At 62.0% G+C, this 16,166-nt stretch carries 2 protein-coding genes; both read left to right on the top strand.

Features of this window, described 5'->3' with window-relative positions; translation table 11 throughout:
• Positions 1 to 154: 154 nt before the first annotated feature.
• Positions 155 to 928, top strand: coding sequence for an SRPBCC family protein (locus GYH35_RS04860; RefSeq protein ID WP_161827779.1), 774 nt, complete (start codon positions 155 to 157; stop codon positions 926 to 928).
• A 53-nt stretch (positions 929 to 981) separates the two neighbouring features.
• Positions 982 to 16,149: a GNAT family N-acetyltransferase gene (locus GYH35_RS04855; RefSeq protein ID WP_161827778.1), complete on the top strand. Its 15,168-nt coding sequence runs from the start codon at positions 982 to 984 to the stop codon at positions 16,147 to 16,149.
• Positions 16,150 to 16,166 lie beyond the last annotated feature (17 nt).

Genomic DNA, 16,166 nt, shown 5'->3' with positions numbered 1-16,166 from the left:
CGCGCTTTGTTATCTTGATTCCACTTCAGTGGCGCGACGCACGCGAATCGAAAGGGCGGAGCCTGCCCGATTCCCCAGCGGTAGATGCGTCAACGGGCCGAGCCCGGCTCGTTCCTTTGTCCTCCTGGTCTTCGATCTCTCAAGGAGAGCTCCCATGCCGAAGTTCCTGAAAGTCGCCCTGTACGGCGGCTGCTTTGCTGCTGCGCTGCTGGTCGGCGCGCACTACACCTGGAAGATGTCGGGCTCGGATCAGTGGCGCCTGGTCTCCGACAAGGACGGCGTGCGGGTGTACGAGATGAAGGAGCCCGGTTCGACCTTCATGAAGTACAAGGCGACCATGCGGATGAAGTCCACGATGAATCGGATCGTGGCCGGCATGATGGATCGGGATTTGAAGTCCTGCGCCGAATGGAATCCGGGCTGCGTCAGCGAGCAGACGGTGCAGCCGTGGGATCGGCAGGATCGCAGCTTCGTGCATTTCTATCGAGTGAACCTGCCGAATCCGATGGCGCCGCGGGAGTTCCTGCTCAAGGCGCAGTTCACGCCGGATACGCAAGATCAATCCGTTTTCATTCAGTACACGGCCATGCCGGATGAGCTGCCGCGCAACGACTGCTGCTATCGCGTCACTCACATGAACAACAACTGGCGCTTCACGCCGGCGGGTAAGGGCGAGATCGAAGTGGACTTCATGCAGGACATGGACGTGGGTATGCCGTACTTCGTTTACAACCTCCTTGCGCCTGGCTTCGTGCACGACGGATTGCTGTCTCTGCCGAGAATCGTCAACCAGCCGAAGTACGACCAGGAGAACGTGCTGTTCGCCACAACCGAGGCGCCGACGCTGACGCCGCCGACCACGCTCGCGTCGCCGATCGTGACGACCAAGACCCCGGCCAGTGCTTTTGCCACGGCCGCATTCAAGTGATGCAGCAAGCCCTGCGCATCCCTCCGGCGAACATCTCTGAGTAAGCAAACTCGATGAGCAGCCAAATTCTAGATATCCGGTCTTTCGCCGATCAGGACGTGGTCGAGGCTCCCCAGTCCGCCGATCGCACTGTTGCCGTGCTCGCGAAAGAACCTGCAGAACACTGTCTGGACGGGGCAGGGCCGCGGCGCGACGCGTTGTTTGTTCTGAGCCAGTGGCAGCAGCAGCTGCGCGCTCATGCCGAACGGCGCCAGTCCGACCTTTCGGGCGAGGAATATCTCGATACGCTCAACCACCTAGCGCATCGTTACCCGATCAGCTCGGAGGCGTTCATCGTCCTCGCCGGGAGCGTGGGCCTGTTCAGCGACGAACCGATCAAAAATTACCCGAACATCGACAGTCTTTGCCGCAGCAACTTGCGACGCTTCTGCAAGCGCGACTACCTCGTGCGCTACGCGGCAGAAGGCGATCTGGATCGTTTGTGCGAGCTGGAGAAGCTTTGCTGGCAGCACACGCGGACGCCCAAGCAACGGATCCGCGCGCGCCTGCAGAAGTATCCCCAAGGTCAGTTCGTGCTGGAGCGTACCGGTCGTGTGCTGGGCGTGATCTATAGCCAGCGCATTGCGGACGTTGACGCACTCGACGAGGCGAACGCGACGAACGTGCATCGTTTGCACCACGACGCGGGCTCCAACATTCAGTTGCTGGCAATCAACGTCGATCCGGACGCGCAGAACTTCGGTTATGGCGATCAGCTGCTGGAGTTCATGTTGCAGCGGTGCGGCCTGGTGGCGGGCGTCGATCGCGTCGTCGCCGTCACGCTGTGCAAAGACTTTGACGCCAATGGCGCACACTCAATGGATCGTTATATCCAGCTCCAAGGCAACGAGCAGGACGCCGTGCTGGCTTTCCACCAGACGCATGGCGCCACCATCCTCAAATCCGTTCCCGGGTACCGGCCGCAAGACCGCGCGAACGATGGGCACGGCGTGCTGGTGACCTATGACATTCGGCGGCGCGAGCCCCGCTCGAAGCAGGGCGATGTCGTTGTCGCGAATCGCGTCGTCACGATGCTGCCCAGGCAGCTCGAGCAATTCATCCACGACAGTGTCACCGACCTGCTAGGTGTCGACAGTCGCGAGTTTCATGTCGATCGCCCGTTGATGGAGATGGGCCTGGACTCGGCCGATTTGCTGAAGCTGCAACTGAAAGTCGAAGAGCGGCTCGGTTGCCGCCTGCAGGCGGGCTTCTTCTTCGAGTTCAACAGCACCCGCAAGGTGACGGACCGCCTGTTGACGCTGGTGAAGTTCGATTCCACCGGCGAGCGCAAGAACCCGGAGAACGACGACGACTCCGATGGCCGTGGGTCGAGCTCGAGAAAGGCCAAGAGCCTGGACACGGATATCGCCATCATCGGCATGTCCTGCAAACTTCCTGGCGGGATAGAAACGCCGGATCAGCTGTGGCAGACGCTCGTCGGCTCAAGGTCGGTCGTGGGGTCGTTCCCTGAAAGCCGCGGGCAATGGCCGGACAGCAGTGACATGCCCGGCATCGACAAGGGCGGATTCGTCAGCGATGCAGATGCCTTCGACGCCGCCTTCTTCCGGATGTCACCCGCGGAAGCTGTCGTCACCGATCCACAGCAACGCATGTTGTTGCAGCTGGCGTGGGCCTGTCTGGAGGACGCCGGCACGTTGCCTGCCGCGCTCCAAGGAACGAGGACCGGTGTGTTCGTCGGCGCCAGCAATTGCGATTACAGCCGCTTGACCCAAGCGGCGGGGCTGGAAGTCCAGGCGCATCATGGCGTGGGCAGCTCGCTCGCCATCCTGGCGAACCGTCTTTCGTATTTCTTCGATTGCTCGGGTCCGAGCCTGCTGATCGACACCGCGTGTTCGTCATCGCTGGTGGCATTGCATTCAGCCGTGCAATCGCTGCGCTCCGGCGAATGCACGACGGCGCTCGTCGGTGGCGTAAACCTCATCTGTCATCCCGACTTGTCGATCGCCTATCACAAAGCGGGAATGCTGGCGGCCGACGGCCGCTGCAAGACATTCGACGCCACCGCGAATGGCTACGTGCGCTCCGAAGGCGCGGTGATGATGTTGCTCAAGCCGCTGAAGCAGGCGGTTGAGGATCGCGATCGCATCCATGCGGTGATCAAGGGCAGCGCGACCAATCACGGCGGCCTGGCCGGCGGACTGACCGTTCCCAACCCGCAGAAGCAGAGCGAGCTGCTGCGCGCGGCATGGAAAGATGCGGGCATCGCTGCGCGTGATCTCACATACATCGAGGCGCACGGCACGGGCACGTCGTTGGGCGATCCCATCGAGATCCAGGGCATTCAAACCGCCTATGGCGACGAGTCGGCGGCCAGGGCCTGCGCCATTGGCTCGGTGAAGAGCAACCTCGGTCATCTGGAGCCGGCGGCCGGTATCGCGGGCCTGCTGAAGATCGTGCTATGCATGCAGAACGGTCAGTTGCCGCCGTCGCTGAATTTTTCGCGGCTCAATCCCAAGATTCGTCTGGACGGCACACCGTTTCAGGTCCAGGAACGTCTCGGTCCATGGGCTGCGGAACGACGCGTCGCGGGCGTCAGCAGCTTCGGCTCGGGCGGCGCGAATGCGCATGTCGTCGTCGCAGAATATTCGAGCGGCACTGGCATCGACACGCCGGACCAGGAGCACCTGTTTGTCCTGTCCGCCGCCAACGATGAGCGTCTGCGCGCGTATGCAGCCGAAGTGATGCAATGGCTGAACAGCGCGCCAGCCGATGTGAATTTTGCGGACGCCATCCATACCTGGCAGGTCGGTCGCACGTCGATGAAGGCGCGCCTCGCGATCAGAGTCGCTGACGCCGCGGATCTGCGTGCCAAGCTGAGCAGCTGGCTCGCCGGCGCCGAGAACCCGGTGAACGTTTGGTCGGGCGCGGCCGATTCAGGCGGGGCCGGGCTCGGACGCGTGTGGCAGGGCAAGGCCGGGCAGCGGCTCATCGAAGAGGCGCTGCGCGAATGGGACATCGAGCAGCTCGCTGAGTTGTGGACCTCGGGCATCGAGATCGATTGGCGCAGAGGGCACAAGTCGGCCCGTGCGAAAGTAAGCTTGCCGACGTACCCCTTTGCGAAAGATCGCTATTGGGTGACGGACGATGTGGCTCACGGTGCGTCGGCCCGCGTCAGCTCCGGTTCCGCGATCCTGCATCCCTTGTTGCACGCGAATACGTCGGAGCTGTTTCAGCACGGATATAGCTCTACGTTCAGTGGCGAAGAGTTCTTCCTTGCCGATCATCGCGTGAATCTCGGTGAACGCGGCAGTGAGCGCGTGCTGCCGGCAGTCGCGTATCTGGAAATGGCACGCGCCGCCGTTGAAAGAGCGCTCCCGAGGCGGCCGGACGCATCTCTGCTCGAGCTGCGCGATGTCGAATGGACGCAGCCGCTGATCGTCGACAGCAGGAAGCCGGTCAGCATCAAGCTCGCGCCGCAGAGCGACGATCAGATCGAATACAAGGTCACGAGCCAGGACGACGGGCAGGAGACGGCTCATTGCATCGGGCGTGCGTTGTTCTGCACCGATCCGATGCCAGCCAAGCTCGATCTGCAGCAGCTGAAAGCCGAGATGGCCGGCGCGCGAGTCGACGCCTCGCGCGTCTACGATGCGCTGGCGACGATGGGGCTGCTGTACGGTTCCTCTCATCGCTCGATCACCGCGCTCTATCGTAGCGAGCGTCAACTGATCGTCGAGCTCGCTCTGCCGTCCGCTGCAGGCCGCGGTTTTCAGCTGCATCCGAGCTTGATGGACGGCGCGCTGCAAGCAGCTATCTGCCTGAGCATAGATCTCGATCGCGTCCCCAGCCGCGCGGCCATGCCGTTCGCGCTGGAGTCGTTGCGCATCTTCGGACCTTGCACTGACAAGATGTGCGCCCTGGTGCGCTATGCCTCGGGCAGCAATCCCGGCGATATGGTGAAGAAGTTCGATATCGATCTCTGCGATGAGCAGGGGAACGTCAAGGTGCAGTTCCGTGGATTCTCGGCGCGCGATGTGAAAGGCGACGGCCCGCGGCCAAGGAAGCTCACATCGGATCTGCAATGCTTCGTGCCGATCTGGAACCAGCTGCGCTCCGAGAAGCGCGAGCCGAACGCTTTCCCGGATCTGGCCAAGGTGTTACTGCTCGGGACGGACGCAACTCATCTCGACTGGTTGCAGCGGACGCACACGACTGTAGAAGCACTGGAGCTGTCTCCGTCGGCCTCTGTCGAGGCGGCGCAGGAAGCGCTCAAGGGTTGCTCTTTCGATCACCTGGTGTGGATCGCGCCCGATGCAGCGTGCGAACCCGCCGACTCCATGATCGAAGCGCAGGAAGTCGGCGTGCTGGCGGTGTTTCGGATCGCGAAGGCATTGTTGGAGCTGGGCTATGCAGACAAGGAGCTCGCCTGGACGCTCGTCACTCGTCGCACGCAGCAAGCGAGCAAGTCCGATCCAGTCCATCCGACGCATGCGGCCATCGCGGGTTTCGTCGGCAGCCTGGCGAAGGAATATCCGCACTGGAATGTGACGTTGCTGGATGTCGATTCGCTGGAAGCCGTGACGGCAGCCGAATGCCTGTCACGCGCCGCCGACAGCCAACGCAACAGCCGGCTCGCCTATCGCGACGGTGAGTGGCTGCAACAGACGTTCGCGCAGGTGCCATCGGTGCCGCCATCGCGGCCCGTGTACTACAAGCAGAAGGGCGTGTACGTCGTCATCGGCGGTGCGGGCGGACTCGGAGAAGTGTGGAGCCGCTTCATGATCGAGCACTTCCAGGCGCGCATGGTCTGGATCGGTCGTGACGAGTTGAATGCCACGACTCAAGGCAAGATCGACGCGCTGGCTCGGCTCGCAGGTCCCACTGGCCGCGCACCGCTCTATGTAAGAGCGGACGCTACCGATCCGGACGCATTACAGCGGGCGCTGGACACCATCCTGCAAACGTATCCGGCCGTTGACGGGGTCGTGCATTCGGCCATCGTCCTGCAGGATAAGAGCGTGCAGCACATGGAGGAGAGCCGGTTCCGCGCCGGCTTGTCCGCCAAGGTCGATATCAGCGTGAACCTGGACCGCGTGTTCGGCCAGCAGCCGCTCGACTTCATGCTGTTCTTTTCATCGATCCTTTCGTTCATCACCTCGCCCGGCCAATCCAACTACGCCGCGGGCTGCACGTTCAAAGACAGCTTCGCGCAGCACCTGGAACGGCAGCGCCCGTATCCGGTGAAGATCGTGAACTGGGGCTACTGGGGCAATGTCGGCATCGTCGCCGACGATGCGCACAGCAAGAGCATGGAGCGCATCGGCATCGGCTCCATCGAGCCGCGCGAAGGCATGCCGTTCCTGCAATCGCTGATCAGCTCGGACCTGAGCCAGGCGGCATTGATCAAGACCGTCGATGGCCGCAGCCCCGACAGCATCGAGTACTCGGAGCAGTGGGTTCATTTCGGCAAGGCCCGCGCCGAGAAAGATCTTGGCAGCGAAGAGTTGCCGACCCTGGTGACTTGCCAGGAGCCGGCCGCGCGCGAGGGCGGCTTGCAGACACCGATGATGGACGAGTTGCTCGCAGAACTGCTCATGTCGAGCCTGGTCTCCGTCGGCCTGTTTCAGAATGGCGTGTGTCGGCTGGCGGATTTACCGGCGCAGCGACGTGTCACTTCTTTCCGCGAGCGTTGGCTCGAAAGCAGCATCCGCTACTTGCGCCAGCATGCGTGGCTCACTGCGGACCTCATGCCCACCAGCAAAGTGCGGCCGTTGAGCGAAGTCCGGGCCGAGTGGCAGCAGAAGCAATCGCAATGGAAGAGCAACGCAGATCTGCGCGCGCAGGTGGTTCTGCTGGACGAGTGCTTGAGCGCGCTGCCGGATATTCTGCTCGGCAAGCAGTCGTCGACCGATGTGATGTTCCCGAATTCCTCCATGCACCTCGTGGAAGGCATTTACGGGGGCAACGCGGTGGCGGACTACTTCAACGCCGCGCTCGGCGAGACCTTGCTGACCCATATTCTGCGTCGGACCAAGAACGCTAAAGATCGCGAGATCCGCATTCTCGAAATCGGCGCCGGCACGGGCGGCACCACCGCGAGCATCCTGCCGGAGCTGCGCAACCTGCCAATCGCCGAATACTGCTACACCGACGTATCCAGGGCTTTCCTGATGCACGCGGAGAAGCACTATCAGCCCGGCTTCCCGGCGTTGACGACGGTGCTCTTCGATGTTTCCAAGCCCGTCGGCTCGCAGAAGATCGAGCTGGGTTGTTACGACTACGTCATCGCGACCAACGTGTTGCACGCGACGCCGAATATCCGGCAGACCGTCCGTCACTCCAAGGCGGTTCTCGCGCAGGACGGGGTGCTGCTGCTGAATGAAATCAGCACCTGGTCGCTGTTCAGTCACCTGACCTTCGGCTTGCTGGAGGGATGGTGGTTGCACGAAGACTCGGCGCTGCGCTTGCCCGGCAGCCCTGGATTGTCTCCCGAGAAATGGCGCGCTGTGCTGATGGAAGAGGGCTTCGGCACCGTCACTTTCCCAGCGCAGAATGCGCATCGCTTCGGGCAGCAGATCGTCGCGGCGCGCAGTGATGGATGGGTGCGGCAGCATCTCGACCAGCGCTCGCCAATCGTTCTGGATAACAGCGAGGCGGTCGCGGCTCCGGCCAAGCCGGCGCCTGCTCAAGCCGCGCCTGTCAGCTCTGAAACGTCCATGCGCACTGCCGGCATTGCTCACTTTCAGCAGGTGATCGCGTCGGTGCTGCGGATGCAGCCGCAGGAGATCGAGGCGCGTCGACCGTTCGCTGAGTATGGCCTCGATTCCATCCTGATCGGCCAGCTCAACTATCAGCTGCGCAAGGTCTTCCCGGGCATCTCGAGCACCTTGTTCTTCGAAGTGCAGACGGTCGCAGGCCTGGTCGATTATTTGCTTCAGAACAGAAAGGAAGAGTTGCGCAATGTTCTGCCGATCGCGGCGTCGGCTGCTCCGGCTCCGCAAGCGCCTCCAATCGTCAACGCGTCGGCTGCGCAGGAGCGTTCTCGTCCTATACCAAGCTCTCCTTCGAAAGGTGCGAAGAAGGAGCCCGAACAGCCGACGCCGGTTCCTGGCGCAACATCAGCGGTGTTCGATGTTGCCATCGTCGGCTTGAGCGGGCGCTATCCGCGCTCCAGCGATCTGAAGGAATTCTGGTCGCATCTGGCGAACGGCCGGAGCTGCGTGACCGAAATCCCGCGCGAGCGCTGGCGCTGGGAAGACTATTACGACGCGGACAAGGGCAAGTCCGGCAAGATCTATAGCAAATGGGGCGGCTTCCTGGATGGCATCGACGAATTCGATCCGCTGTTCTTCAAGATCGCGCCCAAGGAAGCCAAGCGTATGGATCCGCAGGAACGCTTGTTTCTGCAGTCCTGCTATCAGGCCATCGAGGATGCCGGCTACACGCCGGAGTCTTTGGGCCCGGCCGAGAAGATCGGTGTGTTTGCTGGTGCGATGAATGCGCGCTACATCCCGCAGCCCGCGCACTATTCGATCGCTAACCGGGTTTCCTACGTCTTCAACTTTCAGGGCCCGTCGATGGCGGTCGATACGGCGTGCTCGTCGTCGCTGACCGCCGTTCACCTGGCCCTGGAAAGTCTGTATAGCGGTTCGAGCGATTGCGCCATTGCCGGCGGCGTGAATCTGATCATCGACCCGGTCCATTACATGGAACTGTCGCAGATGACGATGCTGTCGAGCGGCAGCGAATGCAAATCGTTCGGCGAGAACGCGGACGGGTTCGTGGATGCGGAGGGGGTGGGCGTCGTCGTGCTGAAGCCGCTGCACCTGGCAGAGCGGGATGGCGATCATATCTACGCGGTCATCAAGGGCAGCGCCGTCAATGCGGGTGGCAAGACCAACGGCTACACCGTTCCCAATCCGATTGCTCAAGCCTCGCTGGTTTCTTTGGCGTTGGAGCGCGCCAGAGTGGCGCCCGAGCACGTGAGTTACATCGAGGCTCACGGAACCGGAACAGCGCTCGGCGATCCCATCGAGATTTCCGGCTTGACGCGGGCGTTCAACGGCGCGACTGGCGGCAAGCAGTACTGCGCCATCGGCTCATTGAAATCGAACATCGGTCACTGCGAGTCGGCCGCCGGCATCGCTGGCCTGACCAAGGTGCTGCTGCAGCTGAAACATCAGCAATTGGTGCCGTCGCTGCACTCTGAAGTCACAAACTCGCGGATCGACTTCGAGCAAACGCCGTTCCGGGTGCAACACAGTTTGCAGCCGTGGGCTCGCCCGAAGCGAGAAGTGGATGGCGTCATGCGTGAGATTCCGCGCATCGCCGGTGTTTCTTCTTTCGGCGCGGGCGGGTCGAACGCCCATGTAATCGTCCAGGAATACATTCCGACGAACGAACTTCGACGCTCCGGCGCGGTAGCGCCGACGATCGTGCCGCTGTCCGCGAGGACCGTGGAGCAGCTCGAACAGAAAGTGCGAGATCTGCTGACTTACGTTCGCACGGCCGAGGCGATCGATCTCCCCGCGCTGGCTTATACGTTGCAAACGGGTCGCGAGGCCATGGACGAGCGTCTCGGCTTGATCGTGAGCTCGGTCGAGCAACTCGCGACGAAGTTGCAATCTCAGCTGGACGGCAAGCCGCACAGCGATGATGTGCGAGGGCAGGTGAAGCGCAAGGAAGCGGCGGCCCTGTTCGGCAACGACGATGAGGTGCAACGAATCGTCGACAGTGCCGTCGCCAGCAAAGATCTGCCCAGGCTGCTGGACCTGTGGGTCAAGGGCCTGGCGCTGGATTGGAGCAAGCTCTACGGCGAGGTCGCGCCAGCGCGCCTCAGTCTGCCCACTTATCCGTTCGCGAAAGAGCGGTACTGGATGGATCGAGCGGCAGAAGCGCGGGCGGTAGCCGCACCGGCGGCAGCGATTCTGCATCCCTTGCTTCACACCAATACATCGGAACTCGGGCAGCAACGATACAGCTCGACGTTTACTGGTCGCGAGTCTTTCCTCGTCCAGCGAACCTTGCCTGCTGGCGTTTATCTGGAGATGGCGCGAGCCGCCGTTGAGCACGCGTCGCCGGCGCGATCGGAATCAGACGTGCTCGAGTTGCGAGAGGTTGTCTGGGCGGAGCCGATCGAAGTCAACGAAACACGATCGATCAGTGTGGCACTGCGTGCCAGTGCGACGGGCGGAGTCGATTTCGAGATTTACAGCGAGGCTGGCGAGGAAGTCATTCATTGCCAGGGAAGCGCTGTATTCGAGCAAGACTCGGGACCGATCCAGCTCGATATCGAGCGCCTCCGAAACCAGGCGATCGACAGACAACGCCTCGTGCAACTCCGCCTAACGTCGGAAGTGGGCGAATTCGGCCTGCATCCGAGCTTGATCGACGATGCCCTGTCGGCCGTTCGTGGCCTGATCGACGGCACGAAGTCAACGGCGACCTCACCGCGCTTGCCGCTCGAGCTGCAATCCCTGCGCATGCTTCGTAAGTGCGAAACGGAAATGGTGGCCTGGATTCGCTTCTCGGACAGTGCTCGCGTCGATGTCGATCTCTGCGATACGCAAGGACGTGTCTGCGTTCAGATGCGCGGAATCAGCTATCCGACCGAGCCGCCACTGACTTCTTTACCGGTCCCTACTGCTGTGACGGCCAGTGCGCCGAAGCCGAAGGAAATCGCAATGCTCCCGACTGTTACCCAATCCGTCGTGCTGGGCGAGCTGCACTCGCCGGAAGCCGCTCCGGTCGAGCGCAAGAAAGCCACGGGCATCTCATTGGCCGCGCCGGCTGAAGTTGCAGGATCCCCGCCTGTCAGTTTGCTCGAGCACGGCAGCGGCGTTTATTCCATTCGCATCGCGACTTCCGACGGCAACACGCTCTCGGCCGACGTGATCGAGAAATTGATTCAGGCGCTGGCCACGGCCAGGCAAGCGGCCGATCTGAAAGCTCTGATCATCAACGGCACAGAGCGTTGTTTCCTGCGTGGCAGCCGCGCGCAGTACAACGAGGCCGTTGGGCAAGGGCTGTTCAACGCGATTGTTGCCTTTCCTTGCCCGGTCATCGCAGCCATGCGCGGCGACGCGACCGGAGCGGGGCTCCTGGTGGGAGCGCTTGGCGACTTCATGATCTGCGGCGAAGAAGCACGCTATGGCTATACCCAGCTGAGCGACGACTTCTATCCGACGGCCCAGCACGCGGCGCTCTTCAACGACCGTTTTGGCGAGGCCCGCGCGCACGACCTTCTGTATGTGTCGCTCATTGCAACCGGCAAGGAGTTGCGTGACAAAAGCTGGACTTGTCCGATCGTCCCGCAGACGGAAGTCGAAAGCTACGCGCTGGAATTGGCGCAGACGCTGTCTTCGAAGTCCCAACAGGCATTGCACCTGCTGAAGCAGCACTTGTCACGCCGCTTGCTCGAGCAGGTCAGGCACCTTGCCGTCGATCAAGGGGAACGGTCGACCGCGGAGCGCCCGCTGAATGAGGCGGGTTTCACTGCGCGAATCACTTCGCCTTCGAGCGATCTGCAGCTGGAGAGTCATGCGGGCAACGTGCTTCTCATCCGTATTCGGGACTCTCAGCAGTCGTGCGATGACTTGTTTCGTGACTTGCGGGATGTGTTTGCGAAGGTCAGTGCGGCGTCTTGCCACAAGGTCATCGTCCTGGCGAGCGACTGCCCGGAATTCTTCCCGGCGACCGTCGCGTCGGCGGAGGCAGCCAGAAATCTGTGGCGGCTGATAGTCGAAGCCAAGGTGCCGGTGATCGGTGCGTTGAGCCGGAACGCCCGCGGCTTTGCGTGGCTGATCAGTCAGTTCTTCGATGCATGTTTCTACAACAACGAGGGTCGCTATTCGCTGGTCGACGCGGGCGGCGAGTTTGCAATGGCCGATGAAGCCGCGGCGATCTTTCCCGTGCGCCTCGGCGACTATTTCGGCAAGGAGTTGTTGCTGACGGGCGCGGAATACACGGGCGCCGAATTGCAGCGACGTGTCGGTGCGCTGAGTGTCTGCGAGCACGATCAGGTGTTGCCGGCGGCGCTGCGGCTGGCTGGCGAGTGGTCTTCGCTGCGTATCGATGCCATCGGCTCGTGGAAGCGGCACATGGCTGCGATGCTTCGGGACCGATTGTCGAGCGTGTCATCCGGTCGGGCAGAGATCGAGCTCGGGACCAACGCCCCGGCTTCGCTACCTGTCACACCGACTCCGGTCGCGCTCGAATCGGAAGTGATATCTGCCGTCGCGCATCCCGAAGGCATCCTGGTCATCAGGATGGAGGATCGCCAGGCGAAGAACATGTTCTCCAAGGCCTTCGTCGAAGGCGTCGAGGAGGTGTTCGCGCACATCAAGACGAGCTCGGCCTACAAAGCCGTGATCCTGACCGGCTACGACAGCTACTTTGCATGCGGTGGCACGCAGGAAAGTCTGCTGGCGATTCAAGAAGGCAAGGAAAAATTCACCGACGCCAGGATCTACCAGCTCGCCATGGAATGCGAAGTGCCGGTGATCGCGGCCATGCAAGGACACGGCCTCGGCGGCGGCTGGACGCTCGGTATGTTTGCCGACTTCGTCGTCATGAGCGAGCAAAGCCGTTACGTGAGCCCATACATGGACTACGGATTCACGCCGGGTGCCGGCGCGACGCTGATCTTGCCGCGGCAGCTCGGTGTCGACCTGGCGAATGAAAGCTTGCTCACCGCACGGCCCTATACCGGCACACAGTTGCGGGACCGCGGGTTGTTACTCCCCGTGTCGTCTCGGGGCGAGGTGCTGCCGACCGCAATGGCATTGGCGAAGCAGATCGCGCAGATGCCACGCAGCCGGCTGGTGCGGTTCAAACAGAAACTGACTCGATCCGTGCTCGCTGTCGTCGACGAGACCTATCGGCGGGAACTGGCGATGCACGACCAGACGTTCGTGGGTCAGTCGGTGGCGATGGAGCAGATCCAACGCAACTTCCTGCAGATCGGCGCCGCTGAAGGCGAGTCTAGTGTGACGGTTGCGCCCCCGAGCGTCACGGTCGCACGCACTGAGGCCAATCCGTTGCCTGCGATCACGGCGAAGCTCAAGCAGCTGCTGGCGCAAGAGCTGCACATGCAGGAGAGCGACGTCGACGAGGACGTGCAGTTCATCGACCTGGGCATGGATTCGATTGCCGCCGTGACCTGGGTGCGCAAGATCAATGAGAATTACAAGATGTCGATGCTGGCGACCAAGGTGTACAGCTATCCGACCCTGACGCAGCTTGCCAGGCACATCAAAGAAGAGACGGACAAACATCTGCCGCCGCCACCGGCGGTGAGCGCTCCGATCATCGCTCCGGTCGCGCCACCGCAGAAATCAAAGGCTCCCTATACCAGCGCGGCCCGGCTCACCAGTCGAAAGCTCGTTTCCTGGCGCAACCGAACGCCAGCGAAACTAGCGACGCGGACGGCCGAGGCTTCGTTGTCGCAGCCCATCGCGGTGGTCGGCATGGCGGGCCAGTTCCCGCAGGCCCGGAATCTGCAAGAGTTCTGGCACAACATCGCCGAAGGCAAGAACTGCATTACACGCGTTCCGGCGAAGCGTTGGGACATGGATGCCTACTACAGCGAGAGCGTCGTCGCTGGCAAGACCAACTGCCAGTGGATGGGAGCCCTCGACGAATACGATCTGTTCGATCCCTTGTTCTTCAACATTTCGCCCATCGAAGCGGAGTGCATGGATCCGGAACAGCGGCTGTTCCTGCAGTCGTGCTGGCACAGCATCGAAGACGCCGGCTATGACGCGAAGTCATTGTCGGGCAGCAAGTGCGGCGTCTTTGTCGGGTGCACGGGGAGCGACTATCGCCAGTTGTCCCCGGACCTGCGTTTTTCTGCGCAGGGATTCACTGGCGGTGCCAACTCGATTCTCGCCGCACGCATCTCTTATCTTCTGAATCTGCGCGGCCCGTGCGTGTCTGTCGACACCGCGTGCTCATCGTCGCTGGTGGCGTTGGCACAGGCGTGCGATAGCCTGGCGATGGGCAACAGCGATGTAGCGCTGGCCGGCGGCGTCGCACTGATGTCGACGCCCGAGATGCACATCAAGACCGCGCAGGCGGGAATGCTCTCGCCAGACGGACGCTGCTTTACTTTCGATCAGCGCGCCAACGGCTTTGTACCGGGCGAAGCGGTCGGTGTCGTGATGCTGAAGCGACTTGCCGATGCGGAGCGCGACGGCGACACGATCTACGGAGTGATCCAGGGCTGGGGCGTCAATCAGGATGGCAAGACGAATGGCATCACCGCGCCCAATCCCGAATCGCAGACACGGCTGCAACAGGATGTCTACGACAAGTATCAAATCGATCCCGCGGGCATTCAGCTGATCGAAGCTCATGGCACCGGCACGAAGCTGGGCGATCCCATCGAGGTCGAGGGGCTCAAAGGCTCCTTCGGCAAGTACACACAGAAGAAGAGCTACTGCGCGCTGGGCTCGGTCAAGAGCAACGTCGGCCACTGTCTCGCGGCCGCCGGTATCGCGGGCTTCATCAAGCTGGTGCTCGCCCTACAGCATCGGCAACTGCCGCCGACCGTCAATTTCGACCGGCTGAACGAGCACATCGGTCTCGCCGACAGTCCGTTCTATGTCAACGATCGATTGCAGTCCTGGGACGTGGCCGAGACCGAGCGACGACGTGCGGCCATCAGTGCATTCGGTTTCAGCGGCACGAATGCTCATATCGTCGTTGCGGAACCCGTGACTCGAGAGGATGCACGGCAAGCGCGCCCCGACGGCAATGGCGTGATCGTTCCGCTGTCGGCGCGTACGCCGGAGCAGCTCGAGCAAAAGGCTCGGGAGCTGCTGGACTTCATTCGTAACGCCGAAGATCCCGTCGATCTGGGGGAACTGGCTTATACGCTGCAAGTGGGCAGAGAAGCGATGGAAGAGCGACTGGGCTTGCTCGTGAGCTCCACAATGCAGCTGGTCGAAAAACTCGATGCGTTCCTGAGCGGCGCGCGTGAGAGCGACGGCATGTACCGCGGCCAGATGCAGGACGCCAAGGAAACCTTGAGCCTCTTTGCCCAGGATGCCGACATGAAGGATGCGATCGTCGATCGATGCATCGCGCAGCGGCAGCTCGGCAAGCTGTTGGGTCTGTGGAGCAAGGGCCTGGATATCGACTGGCGCAAGCTCCATGGCGATTCGAAGCCGAAGCGTATCCGGCTGCCACTGTATCCATTTGCGAAACAGCGCTACTGGATCGAGTCGTCGCAGGCGACGCAGAACGTTGCGACGCCAGCGAGCCTGCATCCCTTGTTGCACACGAACGCTTCGGATTTCACCGGACAGAAATATCGGTCCAAGTTCAGCGGCACGGAATTCTTCCTGCGAGATCACCGCGTCAAGCTCGGCGGCCGCGGTGTGCAGAAGGTACTGCCCGGCGTCGCGTATCTGGAAATGGTTCGTGCGGCCCTTCAGCACGCGGCGCCAGCGCAACCGAAATCACCCGTGTTGGAGATCAGCGAGTTCGTCTGGTTGAAGCCGGTGGTCGTGACCGAGCCCAGGGAAGTGAGTATTGCTCTGTCGCGCAACGACGCGGATGACAACGTCAACTACGAAATCTCCAGTGAGGATGCGACCGGTAAGAGCGTTCACTGCCAGGGCTTCGCGGCCTACCGGCATGCGTCGTCGATGCCGCGAATGGATGTCGCGCAGCTCAAAGCGCAGATGGACCAGCGCGCGGTGGAGTCGGCGGCGCTCTATGAAATGTTCGATGGGATGGGGCTGCAGTACGGCCCAGCTCATCGCGGCATCACCTCGCTGTATCTCGGCAAAGACCAGCTGCTGGCCCAGTTGCGGCTGCCGGACAGTGTGCGCCAAGGCAGCACGGACTTTCAGTTGCATCCGTCCTTGATGGACTCGGCCTTGCAGGCATCGGCGGGATTGATCGTCGATTTCGACCGGCCCCCGGGCGAGCCGCTGGTGCCTTTTGCCCTTGCATCGCTGCGAGTGTTCGCTGCCTGCACGGACGAGATGTTCGCCTGGCTGCGTTGTTCGCCGGGCAGCCGCCGTGACGACAAAGTGATCCGGCTCGACATCGACATCTGCGATCGGCACGGCAATGTTTGCGTGCAGATGGAAGGCTTCTCCGCGCGAGTGGCGGAGAGCTCGGTGAGTTTCGACAGCGCGTTCTATGGCCGGCTGCTCGAACGAATCATGAGCGGTGAAGTGTCCGCGGACGACGCGGCGGAGCTGGGCTGAGCGAGCGAATGGAAACG

It is taken from the genome of Steroidobacter agaridevorans (genome assembly GCF_009932555.1).
Classification (GTDB): domain Bacteria; phylum Pseudomonadota; class Gammaproteobacteria; order Steroidobacterales; family Steroidobacteraceae; genus Steroidobacter; species Steroidobacter agaridevorans.
Note: the sequence above shows the minus strand (reverse complement) of the source record. Positions and strands in the feature narration are given on the sequence as shown.

Bases quoted from the DNA above. Each gene is read 5' to 3' on its own strand.
- GYH35_RS04855 (WP_161827778.1), top strand. From the start codon at position 982: ATGAGCAGCCAAATTCTAGATATCCGGTCTTTCGCCGATCAGGACGTG.
- GYH35_RS04860 (WP_161827779.1), top strand. From the start codon at position 155: ATGCCGAAGTTCCTGAAAGTCGCCCTGTACGGCGGCTGCTTTGCTGCT.